The organism is Sinorhizobium americanum (assembly GCF_001651855.1).
Taxonomy (GTDB): domain Bacteria; phylum Pseudomonadota; class Alphaproteobacteria; order Rhizobiales; family Rhizobiaceae; genus Sinorhizobium; species Sinorhizobium americanum.
On record NZ_LNQC01000044.1, the window covers coordinates 248,627 to 272,050 of the forward strand.

General features: G+C 63.0%; 25 protein-coding genes. 15 read left to right on the forward strand and 10 right to left on the reverse strand.

Going from position 1 to position 23,424, the window contains the following annotated elements:
- Positions 1-175: 175 nt before the first annotated feature.
- Complete coding sequence (locus ATC00_RS08345) at positions 176-1,021, reverse strand: aldo/keto reductase (protein ID WP_064252494.1); 846 nt, start codon at positions 1,019-1,021, stop codon at positions 176-178.
- Between the two features lie 87 nt (positions 1,022-1,108).
- On the opposite strand from ATC00_RS08345, the gene ATC00_RS32505 reads away from it, so the two are divergent.
- From ATC00_RS32505 to ATC00_RS08365, 5 genes are all read left to right on the forward strand, one after another.
- Positions 1,109-1,423: a hypothetical protein gene (locus tag ATC00_RS32505; RefSeq protein ID WP_156911496.1), complete on the forward strand. Its 315-nt coding sequence runs from the start codon at positions 1,109-1,111 to the stop codon at positions 1,421-1,423.
- A 115-nt stretch (positions 1,424-1,538) separates the two neighbouring features.
- Positions 1,539-2,132, forward strand: coding sequence for a LysE family translocator (locus ATC00_RS08350; protein WP_064252495.1), 594 nt, complete (start codon positions 1,539-1,541; stop codon positions 2,130-2,132).
- Between the two features lie 90 nt (positions 2,133-2,222).
- Positions 2,223-2,867, forward strand: coding sequence for a nitrile hydratase subunit alpha (gene nthA / locus ATC00_RS08355; RefSeq protein WP_064252496.1), 645 nt, complete (start codon positions 2,223-2,225; stop codon positions 2,865-2,867).
- Positions 2,864-3,523 (forward strand): nitrile hydratase subunit beta, encoded by a 660-nt coding sequence (gene nthB / locus ATC00_RS08360; RefSeq protein ID WP_064252497.1) that lies wholly within the window; start codon positions 2,864-2,866, stop codon positions 3,521-3,523. Before nthA ends, nthB begins: the two co-directional genes overlap by 4 nt.
- Positions 3,492-3,887, forward strand: coding sequence for a nitrile hydratase accessory protein (locus tag ATC00_RS08365; RefSeq protein WP_161951903.1), 396 nt, complete (start codon positions 3,492-3,494; stop codon positions 3,885-3,887). The genes nthB and ATC00_RS08365 overlap by 32 nt, the downstream gene beginning before the upstream one ends.
- 9 nt (positions 3,888-3,896) lie before the next feature.
- On the opposite strand, the gene ATC00_RS08370 is transcribed toward ATC00_RS08365, so the two are convergent.
- The 4 genes from ATC00_RS08370 to ATC00_RS08385 form a co-directional block, all read right to left on the reverse strand.
- A complete protein-coding gene (locus ATC00_RS08370; protein ID WP_064252498.1) occupies positions 3,897-4,709 on the reverse strand; it encodes an anti-sigma factor family protein in 813 nt (270 codons plus the stop codon).
- Complete coding sequence (locus ATC00_RS08375) at positions 4,706-5,254, reverse strand: RNA polymerase sigma factor (RefSeq protein WP_037386789.1); 549 nt, start codon at positions 5,252-5,254, stop codon at positions 4,706-4,708. Before ATC00_RS08375 ends, ATC00_RS08370 begins: the two co-directional genes overlap by 4 nt.
- Positions 5,238-5,612 (reverse strand): COG4315 family predicted lipoprotein, encoded by a 375-nt coding sequence (locus ATC00_RS08380; protein ID WP_037415719.1) that lies wholly within the window; start codon positions 5,610-5,612, stop codon positions 5,238-5,240. Before ATC00_RS08380 ends, ATC00_RS08375 begins: the two co-directional genes overlap by 17 nt.
- Before the next feature lie 131 nt (positions 5,613-5,743).
- Complete coding sequence (locus tag ATC00_RS08385; protein WP_064252522.1) at positions 5,744-6,832, reverse strand: AbrB family transcriptional regulator; 1,089 nt, start codon at positions 6,830-6,832, stop codon at positions 5,744-5,746.
- Positions 6,833-7,096: 264 nt separating this feature from the next.
- Here ATC00_RS08385 and ATC00_RS08390 point away from each other — a divergent pair, with 264 nt between their 5' ends.
- The 7 genes from ATC00_RS08390 (at position 7,097) to ATC00_RS08420 (ending at position 16,175) form a co-directional block, all read left to right on the forward strand.
- Positions 7,097-8,224 carry an ATP-dependent DNA helicase gene (locus tag ATC00_RS08390; RefSeq protein WP_064252499.1) on the forward strand — a complete coding sequence of 376 codons (1,128 nt, stop codon included), beginning with the start codon at positions 7,097-7,099 and terminating at the stop codon, positions 8,222-8,224.
- A gap of 35 nt (positions 8,225-8,259) precedes the next feature.
- Entirely contained in the window at positions 8,260-8,892 is a 633-nt protein-coding gene (locus ATC00_RS08395; RefSeq protein WP_064252500.1) for a LysE family translocator, read from the forward strand.
- 276 nt (positions 8,893-9,168) lie between these two features.
- Positions 9,169-12,243, forward strand: coding sequence for an ATP-binding protein (locus ATC00_RS08400; protein WP_064252501.1), 3,075 nt, complete (start codon positions 9,169-9,171; stop codon positions 12,241-12,243).
- Complete coding sequence (locus ATC00_RS08405; RefSeq protein ID WP_037386776.1) at positions 12,227-13,435, forward strand: YcaO-like family protein; 1,209 nt, start codon at positions 12,227-12,229, stop codon at positions 13,433-13,435. The genes ATC00_RS08400 and ATC00_RS08405 overlap by 17 nt, the downstream gene beginning before the upstream one ends.
- A gap of 4 nt (positions 13,436-13,439) precedes the next feature.
- Positions 13,440-14,246: a TfuA-like protein gene (locus tag ATC00_RS08410; RefSeq protein ID WP_037386774.1), complete on the forward strand. Its 807-nt coding sequence runs from the start codon at positions 13,440-13,442 to the stop codon at positions 14,244-14,246.
- 36 nt (positions 14,247-14,282) lie between these two features.
- On the forward strand, positions 14,283-15,467 hold the full coding sequence (locus ATC00_RS08415) for a gluzincin family metallopeptidase (protein WP_064252523.1): 1,185 nt from the start codon (positions 14,283-14,285) through the stop codon (positions 15,465-15,467).
- Positions 15,468-15,488: 21 nt separating this feature from the next.
- Entirely contained in the window at positions 15,489-16,175 is a 687-nt protein-coding gene (locus tag ATC00_RS08420; protein WP_037386771.1) for a hypothetical protein, read from the forward strand.
- A 55-nt stretch (positions 16,176-16,230) separates the two neighbouring features.
- Here the strand turns inward: ATC00_RS08420 and ATC00_RS08425 are convergent, their stop codons facing one another.
- The 5 genes from ATC00_RS08425 to ATC00_RS08445 form a co-directional block, all read right to left on the reverse strand.
- The gene (locus tag ATC00_RS08425; RefSeq protein WP_064252524.1) at positions 16,231-16,584 is read right to left on the reverse strand and encodes an EF-hand domain-containing protein; all 354 of its coding nucleotides are present in this window, start codon (positions 16,582-16,584) and stop codon (positions 16,231-16,233) included.
- Positions 16,585-16,699: 115 nt separating this feature from the next.
- The gene (locus ATC00_RS08430) at positions 16,700-16,942 is read right to left on the reverse strand and encodes a glycine zipper 2TM domain-containing protein (RefSeq protein ID WP_037386768.1); all 243 of its coding nucleotides are present in this window, start codon (positions 16,940-16,942) and stop codon (positions 16,700-16,702) included.
- 275 nt (positions 16,943-17,217) lie between these two features.
- Positions 17,218-17,892, reverse strand: coding sequence for a MerR family transcriptional regulator (locus ATC00_RS08435; RefSeq protein WP_064252502.1), 675 nt, complete (start codon positions 17,890-17,892; stop codon positions 17,218-17,220).
- A gap of 343 nt (positions 17,893-18,235) precedes the next feature.
- Entirely contained in the window at positions 18,236-19,339 is a 1,104-nt protein-coding gene (locus tag ATC00_RS08440; protein WP_064252503.1) for a hypothetical protein, read from the reverse strand.
- A gap of 198 nt (positions 19,340-19,537) precedes the next feature.
- Positions 19,538-20,248, reverse strand: a complete 711-nt coding sequence (locus tag ATC00_RS08445; protein WP_064252504.1) for a DUF899 family protein — start codon at positions 20,246-20,248, stop codon at positions 19,538-19,540.
- Between the two features lie 183 nt (positions 20,249-20,431).
- Between ATC00_RS08445 and ATC00_RS08450 the strand changes: the two genes are divergently transcribed.
- The 3 genes from ATC00_RS08450 (at position 20,432) to ATC00_RS08460 (ending at position 23,382) form a co-directional block, all read left to right on the forward strand.
- Positions 20,432-21,184 (forward strand): pyridoxine 5'-phosphate synthase, encoded by a 753-nt coding sequence (locus ATC00_RS08450; RefSeq protein WP_064252505.1) that lies wholly within the window; start codon positions 20,432-20,434, stop codon positions 21,182-21,184.
- Positions 21,185-21,356: 172 nt separating this feature from the next.
- Positions 21,357-22,754, forward strand: a complete 1,398-nt coding sequence (locus tag ATC00_RS08455; RefSeq protein WP_064252506.1) for an aminotransferase-like domain-containing protein — start codon at positions 21,357-21,359, stop codon at positions 22,752-22,754.
- Between the two features lie 202 nt (positions 22,755-22,956).
- Positions 22,957-23,382: a DUF983 domain-containing protein gene (locus ATC00_RS08460; protein WP_064252525.1), complete on the forward strand. Its 426-nt coding sequence runs from the start codon at positions 22,957-22,959 to the stop codon at positions 23,380-23,382.
- Positions 23,383-23,424 lie beyond the last annotated feature (42 nt).

Consider the following 23,424-nt stretch of genomic DNA (forward strand, 5'->3'; position numbering starts at 1 on the left):
GGGGCTGAACCTGCCGCGCCCTTCCCGGCACTTCCTGCCCGATCCAGCGAGCATGAAGCGATAAAAATTGCAGGAGCGCGCCGCGAGCGCCAAGCCCCTCCCACCAGTGGGGAGGGGTTGGGGAGGGGCATTCTTCCCGTGAAGCTCGTTTGGGCAAGGCTGCCTCCCTGTGTTCTCAAATAACCTCCAGCCGCATCTTCCTCCTTGGCGGCGGGAAGACGCGGTCGAGTTCGGCGAGGTTTTCCGCCGTCAGGTGAATATCCATGGCGTCGCGGTTTTCCCGGGAGCGCTCGGCGGAGCCGGTCTTCGGTATGGAGATCACGCCGGCGCGTGTCTTTAAGAAGGCGAGGGCGACCTGGGCGGGGGTTGCCTGGTGCGCCTTGGCGATATGGACGAGGTCCGCATCGTGGAGCAGGCGCCCTTCGTCGAGCGGCGAATAGGCCATGATCGGCACGCTGCGGTCGCGGCACCAGGGCAGGAGGTCGTACTCGATCCCGCGGCGGCCAAGGTTGTAGAGCACCTGGTTTGTCGCGACGTTGCCGCCCTCCGGCACCGATATCAACTCCTCCATGTCGTCGACATCGAAGTTCGAAACGCCCCAGGCGATGATCTTGCCGTCCCGCTTCAACTCCTCGAAAGCGGCGACGGTTTCGGCGAGCGGATAGCCGCCGCGCCAATGCAGCAGATAGAGATCGATGCGGTCGGTGCCGAGATGGCGGAGGCTACGCTCGCAGGCGGCAATAGTGCCCGACCGGCTGGCATTGGAGGGCAGCACCTTGCTGACGATGAAGGCTTCGTCGCGACGGCCGCGGACCACCTCGCCCACAATCCGCTCGGAGCCGCCGTTCCCGTACATTTCGGCCGTGTCGATAAGCGTCATGCCGAGATCAAGCCCAATCTGGAGGCTGCGGATTTCGTCGGCAGCCTTGGTACGGTTCTCGCCCATCCGCCAGGTTCCCTGACCGAGGACCGGAACCTTGCGCCCATCCGGGAACGTGGTGGTCGGGATAGGATCGTGCATGACATGCGCCCTCGCTCGCTTCTGACGATGACAAAATGGCAACCGGGGCGGAAAAAGTCCATGAGCTGCGGGCGACAGGAGACCTGATTGAATAATTTCGTCCAATGCCTTGCGAAGACCACATTGTCTCACTACATGCGGCTCATCGATGTTGATCGGCGACGTTCTTTATTGCGCCAACGCGCGATGTCTCGAGGTTCTCCCGAGTTTGGTTGCCTGCGGAGACGCAAGGCGGGCCATTGCGGTGCGGATATTCGTTCAACAGATGTCATCTCCCTGCCTTTGACCACGGATGTACTGGCATCGGCAGGTCGAGATGATGAGGAAGGTCGGGTTTTCACCCGGCCTTTTTTGTTGCCTTCCTTCCTAGCATTGGGCGATTCATCGCTTTCGGTTTTGTGACCATGACAAGATTTGACTGGTCTTTGGATTTAGGTCAGTTAGCCTGACCTAAATTTCCAAAAATGCGGGAACGTCGCTGCCGGCGACCGTCTCAACAATGCCTTGGGAGAAATGCATGCAAGCCGATACGCTTCTGGCGCTGTTCCTGTTCGCCTTCACGACATCGATCACGCCCGGCCCGAACAATATGATGCTGTTTGCCTCGGGCGTGAATTTCGGCTTCGCCCGTACTATCCCGCATATGCTCGGGATCGGGGGCGGCTTCTTCCTTCTGTTGATTGCGGTTGGACTGGGCCTTGGCGCGCTGCTTCACTCCGTGCCGCTTCTCTATACGGGACTGAAGTTCGCCGGCGGTGCCTATCTCGTTTGGATTGCCTGGAAAATCGGATCCTCGCGCTCGCTTGGCGAGGGCAAAGCAGGTGCCGCGCCCATGACTTTCCTCCAGGCTGCCGCCTTTCAATGGGTCAATCCGAAAGCCTGGGTGATGGCTGTCTCGGCCATGGCAACCTATACCAGTGGCGAAAGCTATCTCGCGAGCGTGCTCGTCGTCGGCCTCGTCTTCGCGCTCGTCAACGTGCCAAGCGTCTCGACCTGGGCGGGCTTCGGCTCGGCGCTGAGACAGTGGCTCTCCGAGCCGGCGCGGCTCAAATGGTTCAACATCACCATGGCCGTGCTGCTCGTCGTCAGCCTTTGGCCGATGCTGAAGTAAGGAATGATCGATCAAACTCTTGAAATATCGATTCCGATTCCCGCCCTAATGCGTTAGAAATGGCCGGATTTCCGGCGGAGGAGGCACGGAATGTCCGAGCATCATCGTGGCCACGACGACGATCACGGCCATCACCATCACGACAATCATTTCAACGATGTGGAAGCTCGGGTGAAGGCGCTGGAAACGGTGCTGTCGGAGAAGGGACTGATCGACCTGGCGGCAATCGATGCGATCGTCGACACCTACGAGACGAAGGTCGGTCCGCGCAATGGTGCGCGCGTCGTCGCCAGGGCCTGGAGCAATGCGGACTTCGCCGACTGGCTGAGGCGCGACGCCACCGCTGCGATCGCCAGCCTCGGCTTTACCGGCCGGCAGGGCGAGCATATGCGCGCCGTCTTCAACACGCCCGATACCCACAATCTCATCGTCTGTACGCTCTGCTCCTGCTACCCCTGGGCGGTGCTCGGCTTGCCGCCCGTCTGGTACAAGGCGCCACCTTATCGCTCGCGCGCCGTCATCGATCCGCGCGGCGTGCTCGCCGAATTCGGGCTGGAGCTGCCGGTCGACAAGAAGATCCGCGTCTGGGATTCGACCGCGGAGCTGCGTTATCTCGTGGTGCCGGAGCGGCCCGACGGCACCGAAGACTTCAGCGAGGAGGCGCTCGCCGATCTCGTCACGCGCGACTCGATGATCGGCACCGGGCTCGCCCTTTCCCGGCAGGCCAAGCCATGAACGGGCCTCACGACCTTGGCGGCCAGCATGGCCTTGGGCCGATCGCGCCGGAAAAGGACGAGCCCTATTTCCATGCGGAATGGGAAAAGCGCGCACTCGGGATCACGCTCTCTTGCGGAGCCTTCGGCGCCTGGACGATCGACGAGAGCCGGCATGCGCGCGAAAGCCTGCCCCCCGCCACCTATCTTGCCGCAAGCTATTACGAGATCTGGACCCGTGCGCTGGAAACGCTCCTGACGCGCCACGGCTTCGTGACCCAAGCGGAGCTCGATGACGGCCATATGCACGAGAAGGGGCGGGAGCCGAAGCGGGTGCTCAAGGCCGATATGGTGGCGGGCGTGCTCGCCAGAGGCGGGCCTTGCGACCGGCCGGTCGCTACGCCGCCGCGTTTCGGCGTCGGCGACCGTGTCCGTACGAAGAACTTCCATCCGGAAACCCACACGCGCCTGCCGCGCTACGCCCGTGCCAAAGTCGGCGTGGTGGAAGCGGTGCAGGGCAATTTTGTCTTTCCGGACGACAACGCCCACGGCAAGGGCGAGAATCCGCAATGGGTCTACACGGTCGTCTTTGATGCCGGGGAAATTTGGGGCGAGGGCGCCGATCAGTCACTGACCGTCTCGATCGATGCCTGGGAGAGCTATCTTGAGCACGTGTAGCACCACCTCTCCGCTGGTCGCCTCTGCCGAACTGCCGAAATCGGCGGACGGCGATCCAGTCTTTGCCGAGCCTTGGCAGGCTGCCGCCTTCGCCATGACCGTCCGGCTCCATGAACAGGGCGTGTTTTCCTGGAGCGAATGGGCAGAGGCGCTTTCGGCCGAACTCCACAAGCCCGGCCGGAAGTCGGACGGCAGCGATTACTATGATTGCTGGGTGGCGGCCCTCAGCCACCTGGTCGAGCAGCTTTCCATCACCTCTGGGCCGGAGCTGGAAGCGCTCGTCCGAAGCTGGCAGCGTGCTGCCGAAGGGACGCCGCATGGCAAGCCTATCGTCCTGGAGAACGATCCGCTGCGACGAGGATGAGGCCGCGTGCTATGAGCCTTCGGACCCCTCGAACTGGCGGTAACACGCGTCGGCGACCCGCTGCAGGAGGCTGCGCGGCACCTCGCCGGTAACCGCGTAGCCGATCTCGCCGTCGATCCAGTAGAAGGTTTCGAGGTCGCCCTGGCTCGCGATGCGGAAGCTCGTCTCGCGATTGTCGCTGTTGCGGCCGAGAAGCACGGTCAGCCGCTGGCGGGAGCCGTCCTCATACATCAGCAGGGCGCCCGCCGTGCCGTTGACGGGGATCAGCCGGCCGCCGACGAGCGAAAATCCGAAAGCCGTCAGATCCGGAATCTTCAACCCGTAATCGAGCCGCTTGCCGAGCCAGGTCGCAAGATGCGCCTCCTGGTCGGAGCCGACCTCGACCGGATGGCGCACCTCGCTCGCATAGACGAGAAAAGCGGATTGCGCCTGGCGCGGAAGGCTGTCGGGGTTCTCAGCCGTCTCGGGCAATCGGTCTCCGGAGACGATCGCAGGGGCGTAGAACCCGGTCAGGGCACCGGCGGCGAAGATCAGGAGACCGGCGGCGATCCGCAGAAGGACGGGCGCAGGAGCCGACGCGACGCCCTGCCCCCGGCCTCGACGGGCCGAGACCAGCGCCCGATCGCCCTCACTATCACGGGCATAGGATGCAAAATGGTGCTGGAGCGCCGCCGCCTGGGCTTGCCATTCGCGGACTTCCTGAGCACGATCCGGGTGCCTTTCGAGCCAGGCCTCGATACGCCTCCGCTCCGGCTCGCTGATCTGGCCATCGACATAGGCATGCAGTTCGTCTTCGGAGACGGTGTTGAATTCGTCCGTCATTTGGGCCTCCGCAGGGCGATCACGTTGTCGTCCTTCATCGCTTCGGCGAGCTGGCGGCGGGCGCGCGATAGGCGCGACATCACCGTGCCGATCGGGATAGCCATCATCTCCGCCACATCCTGATATCGGTATCCTTCGATCACCACGAGCATCAGCACGGAGCGGTTGTCGACCGACAGCCGCTCCAGCGCGCGTTCGAGCCGGCGGCTTTGCAAAGGGTCGGCATTCTGGTCTTCCGCCACGAGGCCGAGAGCCTCCTCATATTCGACCTCGGGATGCAGGGCGCGATGGCGGTGACGGTTGCGGTAGAGGTTCGTCATGATCGTGAAGGCCCAGGCGCGCAGGTTCACGCCGCGCCATTGCTGACGGCGCGCCAGCACCTTTTCGACGCAGTCCTGCAGAAGGTCCTCGCCGTCCGTATCGGATCGCGCGAGGCTGCGTGAATAGCGCCTGAGCGCCGGCATCAGGGTGAGGACGTCTTCCTCGAAAGCGTCGGGTGCGGAAGCATCCGCACCTGCTTCCGAATCGTCACGGCCGTGCGACATCCCATTCGCCCTTCACACCGTCACCGGTGATATCGCCCATTTTCTTGTCCTTTACCCAGAAGTAGAGCGGCATGCCGTCCTTTGCCCATTGCTTGCTGCCGTCCTTGCGTTCGACGATCGAATAGGCGCCTTCTGCCATCGCGTCGCCTTCCACCATGAAGGGCGGCCAGTTCTTTGCGCATTGATCATAGCAGGTGGAGACGCCCTTCTGATCATCCTTGTAGGTGTAAAGCGTCATGCCGTTTGCCGCGGCAAGCACCGGACCTTTTTCGCTCTCCACCGTTTTGACCGGCGGTGCCGCGAAAGCGGAAGCGCTGGTGACGAGGCAAATGGTGATGGTCAAGGGGATCGTTCTCATTGCGGGGCTCCTTCCTAGAACCGTTCCAAGCGGGTTCATGGATGAGACATGGCGAACGACGGATTTATTCCCTCGCGCTCGTTTTGGTTGCAATTGCCAGAAAAGGTGCTTCCGCGGGGACAGTGGCCGCGTCAGGCCCGGTCGGCGACGAAGCGGGCAAGAGCCGGGCCGATCAGCGTGATGATCAGCAGCCGGGCCGTCTGCAGCGCCATGACGAAGGGCAGATCGACATCGCTCGAGGCGGCGATGACGGCAATGGAATCGAGGCCGCCGGGACTGGTGGCGAGATAGGCTGTCAACGGGTCGATGCCGACCGCCTTGGTGAGGAGCAGTGCGAGCGATCCGGAAAAGGCCATCAGCACGAGGATGGAGATGACCGTTGGCACGAAGGCACGGCGCGCATGCGCGATGATGCTGCGGGTGAAGCCCAGCCCGATATTCCAGCCGAGCAGCGCGAAGGAGAGCGCCAGCAGCCACTGCGGCAATTCGATCGTCAGCATGCCGGAGACATTGAGAGCCGAGCCGATCGCGAACGGGACGAGGAAAGCGCCGGCCGGCACGCGCAGCAGCTTGCCGAGGAAACCGCCGACGACGCCGACGGCGAGCGTCGCGAGGAAGGGCAAACCGGCGACCGGTGCAAACCAGCGGGTTGCCATCTCGGCCTCCGTGCCTGTGACCCAGAGATGCGCGACCATCGTTGCGGCACCGGCGACGCAGACTACCCGCAAATATTGCATGAAGGCAACGAGGCGGGCATCCGCTCCATAGGCGTCGGCCATCAGCAGCATGGTCGACGCCGCACCGGCCGAGGAGCCCCAAATCGCCGTCGTTCCCGGCAGAATGCGCATCCGCGTGATCGTCCAGCCGCACAGCGTGCTGACGCCGATTACCGACAGGATAACGGCGAGGAAGAGCGGCCAGTTGCTGGAGAAGGTGGCGAACAGATCGGGTCGCATCGAGCCGGCGATCATCATCGCCAGGACGAACTGGACGCAGAAAAAGAACTGGCGGGGCAGGCGGATCGTGCCGCCGTTCATTCCGACAAGCGCGCCGGCAATCATGGGTCCCATGAGAAGCCCGGCCGGGATGCCCGCTATTTCAAAAAGAGCAGCAAACATCAGGGAAAGCATGGCCAGCAGGCACCATTGCCAAGTGCGCGGCAAGCGACCGAGACCGGTGCTTTCGGGCGTCATCGGCGTTGCGGGCTGTTCCGGCTTCAACGGCATTCTCCGGCGAGGACAGCTGCTCGTGCACACAGTATGCAGTCGCCGTGTTGTTAGCAGCATCGCGCAAGCCGTTTCAAGTGCAGGGCAAGAAACTGCCACGTGCGATCTGATGCAGAGTGGGCTGCCGCTTGCAGCGCATGAAACTGATTGACGGCTCGCCCGCCGCAGAAGATTTCGTGCTGGCGCGGCTCGACGGCATCCGTTGGCAGGTAGAAATCCGGGCTTGCGCCAAGCCACCGAATCCTGACACTGCAGGTCATGCAGTTCGCTCCGCAACAGGATGAGGCCCTGAAGGCCGTTTCGCGTTGGCTGAAGGAAGGCCGCTCGCCGCTTTTCCGGCTGTTCGGTTATGCCGGCACCGGCAAGACGACGCTCGCGCGGCATTTTGCAGAGCATGTCGATGGCGAGGTGCTCTTTGCGGCCTTCACCGGCAAGGCCGCGCAGGTGCTGCGCTCCAAGGGCGCCAGTAGTGCCAAGACCATCCATTCGCTGATTTACCGGCCGCGCGGTGAGGAGGAGGTCGCGGACGAGGAAACCGGCAAGACCTCGATCGCGCCGATGTTCGCCATCAACCGCCAGAGCCCGGTCGCCAAGGCGGCGCTGATCATCATCGACGAATGCTCCATGGTCGACGAGGCGCTCGGCAAGGACCTGATGAGCTTCGGCACGCCAATCCTCGTGCTCGGCGATCCGGGTCAGTTGCCGCCGGTGTCGGGCGGCGGCTATTTCACCAATCACGAGCCGGACTATCTGCTGACCGATATCCACCGCCAGGCGCGCGACAACCCGATCATCCAGCTCGCCATGCATGTGCGTGAGGGCAAGGAGCTCATGCACGGAGATTACGGCACCGCGCAGATCATCTCCAAGAGCGAGGTGACCCAGCCGCTGGTGCTTGAGGCCGACCAGGTTCTTGTCGGCACCAACCGGACGCGGCGGCGCTACAACCAGCGTCTGCGCGAGCTGAAGGGCTTTACGAGCGAGTATCCGCAATCGGGCGACAAGCTCGTCTGCCTCAGGAACGACCCGGCCAAGGGCCTGCTCAACGGCTCACTCTGGCAGGTGATGAGCTCGTCGAAGGAGACGGTGAAGCCGGGGATCAATCTGATGATCCGTCCCGAAGACGACGACATGGATCGCGGCGCGGCGAAGATCAAGCTGTTGAAGGGAGCCTTCGAGGAGGTCGAGGGCGAGATTCCCTGGTCCACCCGCAAGCGCTATGACGAGTTCGACTATGGCTATGCGCTGACCGTGCACAAGGCGCAGGGCTCGCAATGGGACAATGTCGTGCTCTTCGACGAGAGCTGGGCCTTCCGCGACACGCGTGAGCGCTGGCTTTATACTGCACTCACCCGTGCGGCGGAGCGGCTGACGATCGTCCGGTGATGGTCTGTGAATCCGTTCTCTGAGAGGAGCCAACAATGCCGTCGACCGGTTTGCTGATCACCTTTCTCATCACCACCGCGCTGTTCGCCTATGTGCCGGGCCCGGCTATGCTCTACGCGGCAGCCCAGACGATGGCGCGCGGCCGCCGGTCCGGCGTGATGGCGACGCTCGGTATTCACATCGGCGGCTATGTGCATGTCGCTGCAGCGGCTGCGGGGCTCTCGGCGCTTTTTCATGCCGTGCCCACGCTCTATCTGACGGTAAAGCTGGCCGGTGCCGCCTATCTGATCTGGATGGGTGTTTCGCTCTTCCGCGCGAGGGCCGAAGGCGAGGTGGCACTGCCGGAAATGCAGGCGAAATCGGGTCGGCGCGCCCTTTTCGAAAGCATCACAGTCAAGGTTCTGAACCCCAAAACCGCGATTTTCTTCGTCGCCTTCCTGCCGCAGTTCATCGACCCATCGGCGACGCTTCCCCTGTGGGCGCAATTCGTCGTGCTGGGTTCGATCGTCAACCTTATGTTTTCGTCGGCGGATATACTTTGTGTCCTGCTTGCCAGCGCGCTTCTGTCGGGGCTCAGGCGTTCGAGCCGCATACAGCGGCTCGTTCAGCGTGCCGGCGGCGCGACCCTCATTGGCTTGGGTGCCCATCTCGCCCTGCAGAAGAGCTGACGAAATGGCCGCGCCGATCATCCGGTCACGATCGGCCCGGGCACGGATATATACAGGCAAGACTAGAGAAATTTGGATCGCCTCAACTCTTCGCCGATTGACATACAGAGGTCCGGCGAGCAGCTTTGGCTTCGCAGAAGGGAGAGGAAGAGGCTGGACTTTGCAGCACGCCTCCTCAAGCCGGATATTTCAGGAAATACAAGAACCAGATTATTTATCTTGAACATGCGCGTATAGTCTTCGGGGAGCGCGCTGCCGAACGCGGGGTGGTGGTGCATGCTGCGCGAGAACCGGACCAATACACCACGAAAAGCAGTCAATCGCACGGCGCGTGCCGGCGGTTCGTCGGCGCATGGCAGCGAGCGCCATATCGTTACCGCGCTCTGCTACGACCTCGTCGGGTCGACCGATCTCTTGCATGTGATGGACATCGAGGATTATCAGGACCTGATGTCCGCCTTCCAGCGGTCGAGCAGGCAGTCGATCGCCGCGCATTCCGGAGTGATGCAGCATGAGGCGGGCGATGGCGGCGTGGCGCTGTTTCCGATCGATCTCGATGCCAAGGATGCGGCTTCGCTCGCCATCCGGGCAGGGCTCGATATCGTCGATGCCTGCAAGCGCGTCGGCCGAGAGTGGGGGCGGGATGATCTTCGCGTCCGCGTCGGGATCGCTACGTCCGCGGCCCTGATCCGCGACATGGAGCGCGAGAGCTGGCTGCAGGAGCCCGTCACCGGCGCGGCACTCGCCATGGCCGCTCGCCTGCAAGTCATCGCCGAGCCGAACAGCGTCCTGGTCTCGGAGGAGACGCGCAACCTGGCCGGGCGATCGCACGCCTTCGTTTTTCAGGGCAGCAAGCCGCTCAAGGGCTTTTCGACACCCGAGAAAGTGTGGCGGGCTCTTGGGCACAAGATGGAGGTCGATCGCTTCCATGCCTACGGGCGGCTGCGCGGTCCGTTCATCAACCGCGAGAGCGAGCTGAATACGATCGTTCGCACCTGGGACGGCGTTCGTGACGGCCGGGGCGCAAGCCTGCTCATCGAGGGGGACGCCGGCATCGGCAAGTCCCGCCTCTTGCGGGAGATCCGCAGGAGAACGCGGGATCGGCGCTCGAAGCTGTTCTTCTTTCAGTGCCTACCGGGGGGATTGCGCTCGACGCTGCATCCCCTCCTGCACAGCTTTCCCGGGTCGACGACGAGAAACGGCCAGATGGGCGTCACGGCGTCCGATGTGGCGGCATTGTTCGGGCGGAACGGCATCGAGGACAAGGAGGCGATCGATGTCTTCGCCTATCTGCTCGGAGCAGAGGGACGAAACCAGCTTCTGGCGACTGACAACCCCAAGGCAATCCGTGAAAAGGCGCACCGGGCGCTTTTGCGGACGCTCGAAGCAGTGTCGCGAAGCGGGCCGGTGGTCGTCGCCGTAGAGGATATCCATTGGATAGACCCGACCTCGCGCGATCTGCTCGGCGAAGCGGCCCGGCTCATCGGTCAATTCCCGATCTTTCTCATCTTGACGTCGCGCCGCGGTGCGCCCGCCGAGTGGCTGGAAGCGGCAAACCCGCTGCGGCTGTCGTTGCGGCCGCTCGACAGTGACGAGACGCGGCTGGCGATCCGGGCGAAGTGGCCGGAGCATCGGCTGGCGAGGCTGCCGGAGCTCTTCGAAGTGGCGGAACGGATATCCGGCGGCGTGCCGCTGTTCATCGAGGAAATCTGCCAATGGGCATCCCAAAGTGCCGAAGCCGATGAGGCGAGCCTGTCGGAGAACCTGAAGCCGGTCCACCTATCGGCGTTCGAATCCATCCTTGACGCGCGGCTGCAGCATCTGGGGCCGGCCCGGGAAGTGGCGCGGGCGGCGGCCGCCGCCGGCACCCAGGTGACGCTGCCGCTGCTGCGCGTGCTTCTGCCAGAATTCAGCAAGAAGGCAATCGCAAGTGCGGCCGACATGCTGTGCGAGACCGGCTTCCTGACACGCGTCCGGGCGCCCGGACGGATCGCCTACGGCTTTCGCCACGTGCTGATTCAGGAGACGATCTATAACGCGCTGCTGCGCAAGCAGCGCCAGGTGCTGCACCGGCGGCTCTTCGGTGCCGTCAACCAGAGCCGTGGCGTGGCCGCCTGGATCGACACCGGCGCACTGGCCGAGCATGCGGAGCGGGCAGGGCTCATCGAGAATGCGGTCGAACTGTTGATCGCCGCCGGGAAGGAGAGCTCGAGCCGCTCGGCAATGATCGAGGCGCGGCAGTATCTGGAACATGCGCTGGCGCTCTGCAGCCAATTGGGTGAGGGGAGCGCGGTCGAGACCCTGCAGCTAGCGGCGCTGACGGCGCTCGGGCCGATCCTGACGGGGCTGGTGGGGCTGAACTCGCCTCCAGCGCGAAAGCTCTACGAAGATGGCGTGGAAATCGCTCGCCGGCAGCCCATGGAGGAGCAATCCAAGTGGTTCCCGATCTACTGGGGCTGGTGGTTCACCGGGTCGGACTTCCGCACCATGCATGACCGTGCCCTGGAAGTGCAGTCGATGCTGGCGAAGGCCGACGATCCCGAGATCCAACTGCAGGTGAACCACTGCATCTGGGCCATCGATTTCAATCTCGGCCGGCACCGGGAAACCCAGGATGCGATCAAAGCCGGCCTGGCCCTCTATGACGAGCGAACCGCGAGGAAGAGCCGAACGGAATTCGGTGGGCACGACGCGAAGGTCTGCGGGCTTGGGCAGATGGCGCTTTCCCTTTGGCTGACCGGGCAAACCAAGGCATCGGATGCGGCGCTGTCCAGGATGATCGCCTTTGTCGACCGCATAGCGCATGCGCCGAGCAAGGCGCATTCGCTCGATACGGAAGCCGTCTCGGCGTTTTATCGGGACGATTTCGACCGCCTCATCGAGGTTTCGGCGCGGATGGCGGATTTTGCCAGGAAGCACGACATGCAATCCCTCTCGGGCCTGTCGCAGCTCTTTAGGGGCTGGGCCGAGGCTCATCGGGGAAGTCTCGCGGGCGGCCACAGTGTTTTCCGAGAGGGCCTGTCGCTTCTCAGGAAGTTGGGCGCGGTCGCCGACCTGCCGATCTATCTCTATATGCGTGCCACTTTGGTGGGGCGCGCGGGCAGGATCGGGGACGCGATCGACATTGTGAACGAGGCGATCCAAAAGGCCGAGGAAACAGGCCACGCCTATTGGCTGGCGGAGCTTCACCGCTGTCGTGCGGTTCTCAGCGCACAAGCTGGAGCGCCTCAGGATGCGCTGGCGGCAGACCTTCGATCGGCCGTCGAAATTGCCGAAAGCCAGGGGGCGACAACGCTAGTCAGGCGCGCCCGTCGATCGGTGCAGGAGCTGGGTCTTGTCGCAGGGCGCTGATCGGACCAGCCTGAATGGGAATCTTGCCGATTTTCATGCGTCCATAGTTGCAAACAGGCGCGCCATCCTTTCCGTTCACCCTACGCCTGAGGAGACCAAACGCCGGTTCCAGACACTTATGCCACTCTGCCGGCGAGCTCGAATAACACGGATCGGCGACCTGACGGGACTGGACCGGCTGGGGCTCCCCGTGGTGCAAGCCGTTCGTCCGGCGGCTTTATCGGAAGTCACCTCTCTGGGGCGGGGCTTCACGACGATTGAAGCCTCAATGGGAGCAATCATGGAATCGCTGGAGCGCTATTATGCCGAAGCCATTCCCGCCGACCGTATCTTTTTGGCGACGGCCGAGGAACTCGAAATCGCCAATGGCCTGTTCGATACTCTTGTCGTGGCCGGTTCGGAAGATTGGCGGAGCAGGACCATAGCTTGGATCATGGGCGTCGATGTCGCCACGGGACATGCGCTGCCGGTTCCCGTAGAACTGGTCCACACCTGTTACACGGAACCGCCACCGGTCCATGATGGCTGGTTTGTCCGCACAACAACGGGTCTGGCCTGCCATGTCGACGCCCACAGCGCTTATCTGCACGGCTTGTTCGAGTGCATCGAGCGCGACGCCATGGCCCGAGCCTTCGCCACGCACGGGTTTTTCGACCGGATGCGCATTCGGACGACGGGCCTCGGGCCTGGGGTCGATCAGGTCTGTTCCGTTGCAGAATCCTGCGGCATAGCCGTCGCCCTGTGGCAGGCCCCTTCGCCGACGGGGGTTCCGGTAATCTGGTGCCAGACGATCGAGACGGGTCCTGGAGAGCCGATGCTCGCCCTGCCGACGGAAGGCTATGCCGCAGGTCCGAGCGTCGAAGCAGCCGCCATGAGCGCCATGCTCGAAGCGCTGGCGGCGAGGGCAGGGGCGATCTCCGGTGCTCGCGATGATCAGACGAGGGCACATTACAAGCGAAGCACCGAGGACGTCGTAGCGAGAGCCCGCAAGCTGATCGCGGACGGTGTCGCAAGCCCGATGCCGGGGGCGCTTGGGTCGGCGATTCCTGATGCTGGCTCCCTGTTGAGCAGCGTCCTCGCGGCCGGCCTGGGTCCAGCCATCGCCGTGCCGGTGGGGCATGATCTCGAAACGGGTGTGCGGTGCGTGAGGACGGTCCTCGCCCGCGCCCAGCCTTTTTCTGTTGTACGGTGAGCAGATGGCAGATGCGAGAGACGACGGTCCGATCCTGGTGTTTCTCGGTCCGACCCTGCGGGTCGAGGACGCCCGTGCGGTGCTCGACGCGATCTATCTGCAGCCCGCCGCCCAGGGTGACATTCTGCTGGCCGCGCACGCCTTCCGGCCCCGTGCCATGGTCCTGATCGACGGCCAGTTCGAGGACCGGCCCGCCGTCAGACACAAGGAAATCCTTTGGGCGATGGCACAGGGAATTATCATGGTCGGAGGCGCCAGCATGGGGGCGCTCAGAGCAGCGGAACTCGGCGACTTCGGCATGATCGGCGTCGGCCTGATCTACAGGTGGTATCGCCGATGGGCTCTTTCGTCCCGGATTGAGGTTCGCGGTTCGCTTTCCGCGCTGGTACCGGACGACGCCGTGGCGGTACATTCGGGGCCAGCCGAGCTCGGCTTCCTGCAACTGACCGACGCGCTCGTCGATCTGCAGCGCACCTTTTCCACGCTGATGCGCCGCAGGGTCATTAGTGCTGCCGAACGGGCGCAGCTCACAACAATGGCGCGAAATATGAACTTTCGCGACCGGACGCTTGCGGCGGTTTTGGGTGCGGCGGGCTGGACGGATGGCCGCATTCAAGAGGTGCGGCAGACAGCGGTGTATCAGAAGAGAGAAGACGCCCTGCTGGCACTTCACACAGCACCGCGCCTTGCGCGAGAGGCACAGATGGCGGGCGACCAGAATTCCTGGACCGCGACGAACACCTTCATCCGGGACCTGGAAGCCGGCGGCATTGACTCAAAATTAGTGAACACTTATAAATTGAATCCCTGATTGCCGGATTTCATCGATCGAGGGGGCAATTGTGCGATGCATTCGCTTCGGAACGAGGCCCTCGAGTCTGGCGAGGCGCGTCTAGGTACGCGATTCTGGATCTTTCCCCAGCCTCCTTTCATTCCGGGATACGAGCAACCGGACCGGGTTTGGCTGCCGATTTTGAGGGACGAAATCGGAGTGGGGCCAAGTGACGCGGCGATGTATGTCATCGATCCGCTCTCCGAAAAGCAACCATACGGCTTCGACCGTCTGCCGCCCTTTGAAGGGCTCCGGCGCCCACCGCCGCAGCCGGGGGCGGACCGTCATTTCGACAATGTATCGCCGAGCTCACGAGAATTTCTGGCCGTGCACGCCTATGCCTGCGTACACTTCGTTCTCGACATATGGCAGAGCTACCTCGGCCGGCCGGTTCGATGGTTCTTCGAGCAGACCTTTCCACGTCTCGAGATCGTTGCCTTTGTGAATTGGGACAACGCACAAGCGGGTTATGGCTTCCTGGAATTGGGATGCTCGGATACCGACGGAGTGCGGCGGCCGTATGCGTTGAATTTCGATACGATCGCTCACGAAGTCGGACATCTGATCCTCCTGTCCGAGACCGGCGTGCCGACAATAGTCTCGCGCGAAGCCGACTTCTTTCCCTTTTCGGAGGCGTTTTCCGACGCTGTTTCACTGATCTCGTTCCTGCATTTCGGCTCGGCCATTGACCGGCTGCTGCGGCGAACGAGGGGTAATCTTCTCTTATACAATGAGCTCAACCGCTTTGCGGAAACGAGTCCTGAGAGCCAGGTGCGGCTCGCCACCAATTTTCGGCGCATGTCGGAGGTGACCCGGGAAGTGCACGACCGCGCGCTCCCCTTCGTCGGCGCAATTTTCGATACGATTGTCGAGCTTTATCACCGCGAGCTGGTTGCCCGGGATTGCGCAGACAGCAGGCTTCTCGACATCGACCTTCGCACGTTGAGCCAGCGGGATTTCGATGAGTTCCGCGCTGCGACGGCCGAAGCCTTTCGGGTGAAGCCGTTGATCTTCGAGCTCGGCTTGGCCGCCGCTCGTGACACGGTCGGACAGGCTCTTGCGTCTTCGTTGCGGACGCTCGATCCGACAACGATGCGTTTGGATCAGGCGGCAACCGCCGTCATTGCCGCTGCCCCTGGCGCGGCCGCAGAGGTGTTGGAAGCAAATTTCGCATGGCGCGAGATTATCGGTCGAAGGTGAAGCCAGGAAAAGGAGAGGAACATGAGCGATTGTTGCAATCATCCCGGCGTCGGTAACCCGGCAAAAGGCCTCGATGCCCCCCAATATGACGCTTACAATCCAAGCGAGGTGCGTCTTTATGGCCGCCCGGCTGTCTCTCTGTCGATATTTACGCCTGAGGAAATCGGAAATATCGACGTCACTCTCGAAGAGGAACTGAGAGGTCGTGAGATAAGTAGCGAGGATAAGAAGCTTATTTCCGGCATCATCAGGCGTGTTGCCCAAAAGAAGCTCATTGACCTTTTTCAGCAGCAGATAGTTTTGGCTTTAGTTGATGAGAGTCAGGCGGAGGTTTTAAAACTTACTGTAGAGATAAACATTCCCTCGCGAAATTTTCGTGGAGACGACAGTAAATACATAAAGAGCATTGGCGTGATCTATGGATACGCCTATGAAGGGCATTGCTACAAGCTGCCGAAGCCACAGATCATGTATCTGCCTGCGGAGCCGAGAGAAATCCTTGGTGGCGATTGCGGATGCGACTGCGGATATGTCCCGGAACTTGGCTACGCCGTCTGGCAGATTGACAAGCTCGAACGTGTCATTGCTCTCGACGTTCGTTCCGATGATGTAAAAACGCTGGTTCTCGACGAAAACATGCCTGGCAGCCGTTCGCCAATGGCCTATGCACAAACCATGGCGCTGGCGCCAGCTCGACACCGCGATTGAGGCATACGACGATACGTCCCCGGTCCATGGAAGCCGTCAGGCGGCGTTCGCGCCGCTATTCCAGGTTGCCGTCGCCGCTGCGGTCGGCGGCCTGGAAATCCGCCATGACCCTGTTCAGGAATTCGGTCTGGCTGAGCCTGCCGTCGCCGTTCTTGTCGGTGGCGGCAAATTGTTGGGCGGTGAGTGCCTGCGCCACCTCGTCGGAGCGCAGGCTGCCGTCCTTGTTCTTGTCCAGGCTTGCGAAGGCCATCGTCATGAAGGCCTGGTATTCGGAGCGGTCGACCGCTCCGTTTCCGTCACGGTCGAGGCGATCCATCTGACCTTGGTTCATCGCCGCAGATTGGGCCTGCGCGGCCGGCACGAGCTGGCAAAGCGCGAGCGCCGTGGAAAGAACGAGTTTTGGCAGCATGGCGACCTTCCGCTGGAGCATTTTGCGGTCAGGCGGAATCGCCTGACGTCGCACAAATGCGGCAAAACAAACATATAGAGCTGGGCGCCGCGAACTTACGCGAGCGCATTCCGCTTTAGTAGGCGCAGGTCAAGGCATTGCCGGCCGCGCTGCCGAGCGTGGCACCACCGCCGACGGCCCAAAGCTGGCCGGTCCCTGAACCGATGGTCGCGCCGACCACGCCGCCTACGATCGCGCCGCCGACGGTCCCGGCAATACAGCCGAACTCGCCGCGTCCCCCCTGGGATGTCGCAGCGGACTGGCACCCGGATAAGGCAAGGGCGCCAAAGACAATGAGAGTTACAGTAGGCTTGCTCATCTTCTCCTCCAAAATATTCGTCCAAATGCAATACGAATCGGCGGAGGCGCCAATCTTGGCGTCGGATGCAAATAAGCTTCTGAGTATGTCTCCCGAAGTGCGAGAGGCTCTTCTGTTCGATCAGAAGCAGCTCATTGACGAAACATGCAGTCTGCCGACGAAGCCGTCCGGAACTGCGCGCGAATACTACCGCCATGGACGGTTGATGACAACTCTTTGCGCGCTTCCGCCTCTCGGAGGCAGCTCTTGGTGGAGCAGATTCGTGCCGGACGGAGCTATTCCGACGCAATCATGCCGGCGAGAACGGCCTTCGCGATCGCCTGGAAACGGTTCTGTGCATCGAACTTTCGGATAATGCCGGACTCAAGCGCGAGGGCGGCAGTGATATCCATTTCCATCAGCTGCGCGATGCGGGCGGCAGCGTGCCCTTCCGCCATCAGGCCGAGGCATTCGCTCTCGATCGGCGACAGGTGGACGTTCCCGGATGCCGGATCGGCGGACCCGCCGGAGCCGTTTTCGAGGAGCTCGGCGATGCGTTGCATCTGGCGGCGCAGGATCGATTGCTGAGCCGCAAGCTCGCGCCGGCGCGAGCGAAGCGCCGTCTCGAAGAACCGGTCGGCCTCGGTCTGGCTTCGGGCCGTGTCGAGCGCCGCCATCAGGTCCTGGATCGCGGCAATCGGCATGTCGATCTCCCGGCATGCGTTGATCACAGCCATGCGGCGAACATGCCCCTCGCCATAGACACGCATCGGACCAAGGCGTGCGGCGTTCAGCAGTCCCTTCTCTTCGTAGAAGTGCAAAGTGCGATGCGTCACCCCGAAAGCCTCCGCCATTTCGGCAATGGCAAGCCGATCGTTCGAGCCTCCATAGGGGATGGGCAGCTTCGGCAGAAAGCCGCCGGTGCCGGGCGCTATGCCGGCCTCCGCATTCTTCCATGGATCCTGTGGCATTTTCGCGCCCCCCGTTTCCCGCGCCGTGACGAATGCGATCCGCCATCGCAATCGCCGCTACCGGCTGCCTCTCGGGGCACATCGTGCGCACGGCACGATTTACTACAGACCAATGTGCTTGCCCTTCACCGGCCCTGCCTTCTCGAGGCGCGAGCCGCAGTAACGGGCTGGAGCTCCTTCGCGCGCTCCTCGAACGCGCGGCGCCCCATCGAGCAACCAGGCATTTGCTGTCTAATGCACGAATTCACGGTAAGCGCGAATCATCGAAATGAACAGCCCCCAATGTTGCGGGCGAAATCTTGGCGATGTTTACGGACGGCGCATTGCCGCCCGATTGAGCTGCTCAGTGGCTGAAGAGCTCATTCGATTTCTTGGAGGAGAGGATGAAGAGCGGTTCATCGCCCTTGAGCGGGGCAAGTTCCTGCTGGCATGTCCAGGCCTCCTGAAAGGCCCCGCGCGTTAGGAGCTTCTTGTAGCGCGCCGTCGTCACCATGCATCGCATCAATGTACTCTGCAGCCCTTCCGTAGCGGCGTGGGCGTAGATCTCGCCATCAAGAGCGAAGAGCTGCGCCGCAAGCGAGGTGGTCTGGTAGAGGAGGTCCGATTCATTTGCGAGTTGTTGCGCGCCGATGAAATCCTGGCGGAGCGGTACACGTTCGCCATTGTGCGAAAGCGTGACCCGCAGGCCGGGCTCCGGGCTGTCGTGCCAGGCGACCTTGACGGAGAAGGCGAGCGCCGGATTCAAGGAACCGGCCGGGTGCGGGGTGCCGGCCACGTCTGCCGCGGCAAGGGTCTTGTAACGAAGCGCGGCTGCACGCAACAGCGTCGCGAAATGCCCTGCGGTCCCATGCTCCCCGTCGACGGCGAAACCTGCCGAGGGAAGACCCCGGACGGCGGCCATAGGGCCATTCACGAGCTTGGCTTCTGCACCGAAGTCAAGAGCCACCTTCGGTGACGGCAACGGCGTGAACAAAAGAAGCGGAAGCACGGTCAGCACAGCCCAGGGGGAGGAGAAGGGAGGGGGCTGCCATGCGGGGCGGCGCTCGGAAGGGCGATCTCGCGCAGCCATGGCCGGCCCCTCGGGGAGTTCCGCCGCAGGCCCCCGCAGCCGGCGGTACTCCGGCACGTAGGTTCCCTTCGGAACGCTGATCTGCCATACCTCGCCAGCCCCCTCGGCGTCATAGAAGCCTTTCAGCAATTTGCGCAGCTTTCCCGCGTGGACGCGCACGAGCGGATCGCTATCGGCATCGAAAGCCTGGCTGCGTCCGAAGACGTCGACGGCGATCGAATAGCCCTTCAGTTGCCCGGCTTCGCCAGCGATTTCCTTCTCGACGACATAGGTGAGGAAGGCACGCAGCCGCTCGGAGCGCTGAAAGCTCTTGCTGTCGAGAATCCGGCCGAGCGCCGAGCGGATCGCCTCGTCGCGGGGCCTTTCGGCTGGCGTCATCAATTGCTCCGGAAGAAGCCGTGTCGAATGAAAAGCGGGCGACAATACCCTGATTCGGAAGTTAGACCGAAAAAATGGTGGTTGTCAGGTTGGGCAGCAAGAAATTGCAGCTTTTCCGCATGCCGGAGAGCCGCGCCGCGCGAGCGGCACGGCCGATGTCCGGATCCTGGCGGATCGAGAGAGTGTGACCTAACTAAACTATGCGTCGCGGCGATAGTTGAGCTTCGGATACCAATCGGCGCCGCGGCCCTCGGGGGTCGTGTCGAGCAGGTGCCACAACGGATCGGGGTCGGGTGCGCCGCGCGGGTCCTGGCCGGGATCGGCCATTTCGCCGTTCATCTCGCCGCTCCAGAAATGCCGTATCGTACCGTCTCGGCGGGTGAAAACCGTGTAGCCGGGGACGTCCGCGTCCTCGGCACTGACATAATCGCGGGTGAAGCTCCCGTCGCTATCGGAATAGACCTTCAGCTGGGTCCAACCGCGCGCCTTCTTGGCCTCGAGGAGCCGCTCGATCGGCGAGCGGGCGACCATCGCCAGAGCGACGCGTTGCTCGATGTCCGGCACCTTCCCCTCCCAGGCGGCCATGACTGAGGTGCACATGGGGCAGGGTTTTTCACGCTTCGGGCCGAACATGTAGCTGTAGATGACGAGCGTGTCCTTGTCCCCAAAGAGATCGTCGAGCGTCACAGGACCGTTCTCACTTAAGAAAACGTAGGTCCGTGGGACTTCGCCGCCCGGCGGCAGTTGCCGGCGCTGCGCGGCCACGCGTTCGATATGGCGGCGGAGTTCGATTTCCTCGGCGAGCAAGGCGTTGCGTGCCTGACGATACTCCGCACTCTCGTTCGGGAAGCGGGCGCGGTTCCTTGCGGCGAGTTCCGTTGCGGGAACGAGTGGGGCCTGCGTCGTCATGGTGCTCTCCTCCTTGATCGTTGCGACAGATAACGTTGATATCAACATAATTAAGTGGTGTCAAAACTTCGCGATGAAGCCGTGCAAAGGCCGTTTCCGGTCTTGCAAAATCTGCGGTAGAACTGCGACGATCGGTTTGGTCGCCGACGCCCGCCTTCCAGCTGTCGCTTTGAAAGTTTCAATATGCCCGCAAAGCTCTCCGTGAATCTCAATGCCATCGCCATGCTGCGCAACCGGCGCGATCTCCCATGGCCCTCGGTGACCGGTCTCGGCCGGATCGCGCTTCAGGCGGGGGCGAGCGGACTGACCGTGCATCCGCGTCCCGATCAGCGGCACATCCGGTTTTCCGACCTGCAGCCGATCCGTAACCTGATCGACGACGAATTTCCGGGCGCCGAGTTCAACATGGAAGGCTATCCCAACGAGGAGTTCCTGCAACTCGTTGAGCGACACGAACCGGAGCAGGTGACGCTGGTGCCCGATGATCCGGCGCAGGCGACCTCCGACCACGGCTGGAATTTCCGCGAGAACCGAACGCTGCTCGCCAGCGTCGTCGGGCGCCTCAAGAAGAAGGGCTTCCGCGTGTCGCTGTTTGCCGATGGGGATCCGGACGCCGAAGCGCTGAAAATCGCCAAGGAGACCGGGGCGGACCGCATCGAACTCTATACGGGCCCTTATGGCGGCTGCCACGACGATCCTGAGAAGGCGGAACGGATCGCCGATGAGCTCGGCCGCACGGCCGCAATCGCAATCGATCTCGGCCTCGCCGTCAATGCGGGGCACGACCTGACCGTCGCCAACCTGCCGCGGCTCGCCAAGCATATCCCGGCGCTTGCCGAGGTCTCGATCGGCCACGCCCTGACGGCCGACGCGCTGGAATACGGCATGGCGGAGACCGTGCGCCGCTTCCGCCGCGCCTGCGGAGAGACCGTGTAAGCGTTCCACCACGGCAGCCGACATCCCGGATCGGCCAGAACTCCGCCGAGGGCGGCGCCTTTGCTTTCTTTGAGGCTTGCCTCCTCCCAGAGCCTGCGCGCGGCGGCGGAAACCGCGTGCTTGCCCAGTAAGCGCTTCCATGCAATATCCATACATTACGACGGAGGTTTGCATGGCTGGAAATCGCGAAAGGCTTTCGTGGGTGCCGATGCTTGGCAAGGCGCGCGGGCCGCGCTATCTCGCCATCGCCGACCAGATCGCTGCCGACAGCGCGGCGGGGCGGCTGCCGGCCGGAACACGCTTGCCGCCGCAGCGGGCGCTCGCGGCCGCCCTCGGCATCGACTTCACGACCGTGAGCCGCGCTTATAACGAGGCACGGCGCCGCGGCCTGATCGAAGGCCGCGTGGGGCAAGGCACCTATGTGCGGGCGCGGCCGAGAGGCGCGGGCCGTTCGTCCTCGGCCGGACTCGTCGATATGAGCATGAACCTGCCGCCGCTTTTCGATGATCCTGCGCTTGCGGAGCGCCTGTGGCGCGATATCGCCGACTTGCAGCACGAGCAGGGTTTGGCTGTGCTGATGCGCTATCAACCCGTGGGCGGTGCCCGGCAAGACCGGGCGGCGGGGGCGGCTTGGCTGAAGCCGCGGCTCGGCGAGGTGTCGCCGGAACGGCTGCTGGTTTGCCCAGGGGCTCAGGGCGCGTTGCTTGCGGTTCTTGGCACGCTGGCGACGAAGGGCGACAGGATCTGTGCCGAGGCGCTCACCTATCCGGGTCTTCGTTCCGTGGCGGCCTATCTCGGCATCGAAGTTCTCGGCGTTGCAATGGACGAAGAGGGCCTTGTGCCGGAGGCTTTCGAGGCCGTATGCCGCGAGCAGCGGCCCAAGGTTCTTTATTGCAATCCGACACTGCACAATCCGACAACAGCTACGCTGCCGCTGAAGAGGCGCGAGGCGATCGTGGCGATTGCGCGCAGATACGGGGTCGCGATCATAGAGGACGACGCCTATGGGGCATTGCCCGCAGCACCCGTGCCGCCGTTTGCGGCGCTCGCACCCGACCTCGTCTATCATGTGGCGGGGCTTGCCAAATGTCTCTCGCCGGCACTCCGGATCGCCTATCTGGTCGTGCCGAATCCGATAGCGGCCGGTCGCCTGGAGAGCGCCATCCGGGCAACGGTCGGGATGGCCTCGCCGCTTTCTGCCGCAATCGCTACCCGTTGGATCGGGGAGGGGACGGCACAAGCGGTGCTGACCGCCATACGAGGCGAGGCGGGGCGCCGCCAGAAGCTGGTTGCCGCCAGCCTGCCGGGCGCCGACGTCCTCACCGACCGCGAGAGCTTTCACCTGTGGCTGAGATTGCCGGCCCATTGGAACCGCGGCGAGTTTGCCGCTCGGCTCCGGGCAGCCGGTACCAGCGTCGTTGCGAGCGATGCCTTCGCTCTCTCCGAGCCGCCGGAGGCGGTGCGTCTCGGCCTCGGCGCACCGGAGACAAAGGCCGACTTGCAAGGAAGCCTCGACGTCATTTCCGATCTTCTCGCGCAATCGCCCGCGGCGCTCAATCTCGTCGTCTGACGGGGGGGCTTTTGGCTCTTTGTCGCCGCGCGTTGCGCGCCATCGGGCGGAATTGTCGCAGCAGCGAATGCATACAATAGCAAGAGTGTATGGTATGTATGCTCCGAGACGAGGCCTTTAGCAGGCGCCGGGCACTGTGGGAGGTCGATCTCATTTCGCGGTTGCACATGCGCGCGAAGCGTATCTTTGGAAAGGAAGAATGATGTCTTCAAGCGAGGAGTGGCCGCCCCTGTCGCCGCTGCACACGGGCCTGCGTGGTCGCTGCCCGCGCTGCGCGCAGGGGCATCTGTTCGAAGGATTCTTGAAGCTCCGGCCAGGATGCGAGGTCTGCGGCCTCGACTATTCCTTCGCCGATCCAGCCGACGGCCCCGCTTTCTTCGTGATTTGCTTTGCCTGCGTGCCCAGCGTGTTTCTCGGCGTCTGGCTGGAAGTGCAATACAGCGCGCCGCTCTGGGTGCATCTGCTGCTCACCGGGCCCTTCATGCTGCTGACCTGTATTCCGCCCCTGCGACCGCTGAAGGGTTGGCTGGTCGCCAGCCAATTCTTCTACAAGGCCGAAGAGGGCAAGCTGATGCGCAAGCCAAATTCAACGTCTCCTGATGCGAAGGAAGGACAGCGGGCAGCATAGGAGTTCACCCCGGACTCCCTTGGATCAGATTGTGCTGCCACA

Coding starts and splice junctions, on each gene's coding strand:
- ATC00_RS08375 (WP_037386789.1), bottom strand. CDS start 5,254: ATGTCGCACGGCCGTGACGATTCGGAAGCAGGTGCGGATGCTTCCGCA.
- ATC00_RS08450 (WP_064252505.1), top strand. CDS start 20,432: ATGCCCGCAAAGCTCTCCGTGAATCTCAATGCCATCGCCATGCTGCGC.
- nthB (WP_064252497.1), top strand. CDS start 2,864: ATGAACGGGCCTCACGACCTTGGCGGCCAGCATGGCCTTGGGCCGATC.
- ATC00_RS08410 (WP_037386774.1), top strand. CDS start 13,440: ATGGCAGATGCGAGAGACGACGGTCCGATCCTGGTGTTTCTCGGTCCG.
- ATC00_RS08455 (WP_064252506.1), top strand. CDS start 21,357: ATGGCTGGAAATCGCGAAAGGCTTTCGTGGGTGCCGATGCTTGGCAAG.
- nthA (WP_064252496.1), top strand. CDS start 2,223: ATGTCCGAGCATCATCGTGGCCACGACGACGATCACGGCCATCACCAT.
- ATC00_RS08365 (WP_161951903.1), top strand. CDS start 3,492: ATGCCTGGGAGAGCTATCTTGAGCACGTGTAGCACCACCTCTCCGCTG.
- ATC00_RS08435 (WP_064252502.1), bottom strand. CDS start 17,892: ATGCCACAGGATCCATGGAAGAATGCGGAGGCCGGCATAGCGCCCGGC.
- ATC00_RS08415 (WP_064252523.1), top strand. CDS start 14,283: ATGCATTCGCTTCGGAACGAGGCCCTCGAGTCTGGCGAGGCGCGTCTA.
- ATC00_RS08390 (WP_064252499.1), top strand. CDS start 7,097: ATGCAGTTCGCTCCGCAACAGGATGAGGCCCTGAAGGCCGTTTCGCGT.
- ATC00_RS08420 (WP_037386771.1), top strand. CDS start 15,489: ATGAGCGATTGTTGCAATCATCCCGGCGTCGGTAACCCGGCAAAAGGC.
- ATC00_RS08380 (WP_037415719.1), bottom strand. CDS start 5,612: ATGAGAACGATCCCCTTGACCATCACCATTTGCCTCGTCACCAGCGCT.
- ATC00_RS08395 (WP_064252500.1), top strand. CDS start 8,260: ATGCCGTCGACCGGTTTGCTGATCACCTTTCTCATCACCACCGCGCTG.
- ATC00_RS08445 (WP_064252504.1), bottom strand. CDS start 20,248: ATGACGACGCAGGCCCCACTCGTTCCCGCAACGGAACTCGCCGCAAGG.
- ATC00_RS08460 (WP_064252525.1), top strand. CDS start 22,957: ATGTCTTCAAGCGAGGAGTGGCCGCCCCTGTCGCCGCTGCACACGGGC.
- ATC00_RS08430 (WP_037386768.1), bottom strand. CDS start 16,942: ATGAGCAAGCCTACTGTAACTCTCATTGTCTTTGGCGCCCTTGCCTTA.
- ATC00_RS08345 (WP_064252494.1), bottom strand. CDS start 1,021: ATGCACGATCCTATCCCGACCACCACGTTCCCGGATGGGCGCAAGGTT.
- ATC00_RS08370 (WP_064252498.1), bottom strand. CDS start 4,709: ATGACGGACGAATTCAACACCGTCTCCGAAGACGAACTGCATGCCTAT.
- ATC00_RS08440 (WP_064252503.1), bottom strand. CDS start 19,339: ATGACGCCAGCCGAAAGGCCCCGCGACGAGGCGATCCGCTCGGCGCTC.
- ATC00_RS08350 (WP_064252495.1), top strand. CDS start 1,539: ATGCAAGCCGATACGCTTCTGGCGCTGTTCCTGTTCGCCTTCACGACA.
- ATC00_RS08425 (WP_064252524.1), bottom strand. CDS start 16,584: ATGCTGCCAAAACTCGTTCTTTCCACGGCGCTCGCGCTTTGCCAGCTC.
- ATC00_RS08400 (WP_064252501.1), top strand. CDS start 9,169: ATGCTGCGCGAGAACCGGACCAATACACCACGAAAAGCAGTCAATCGC.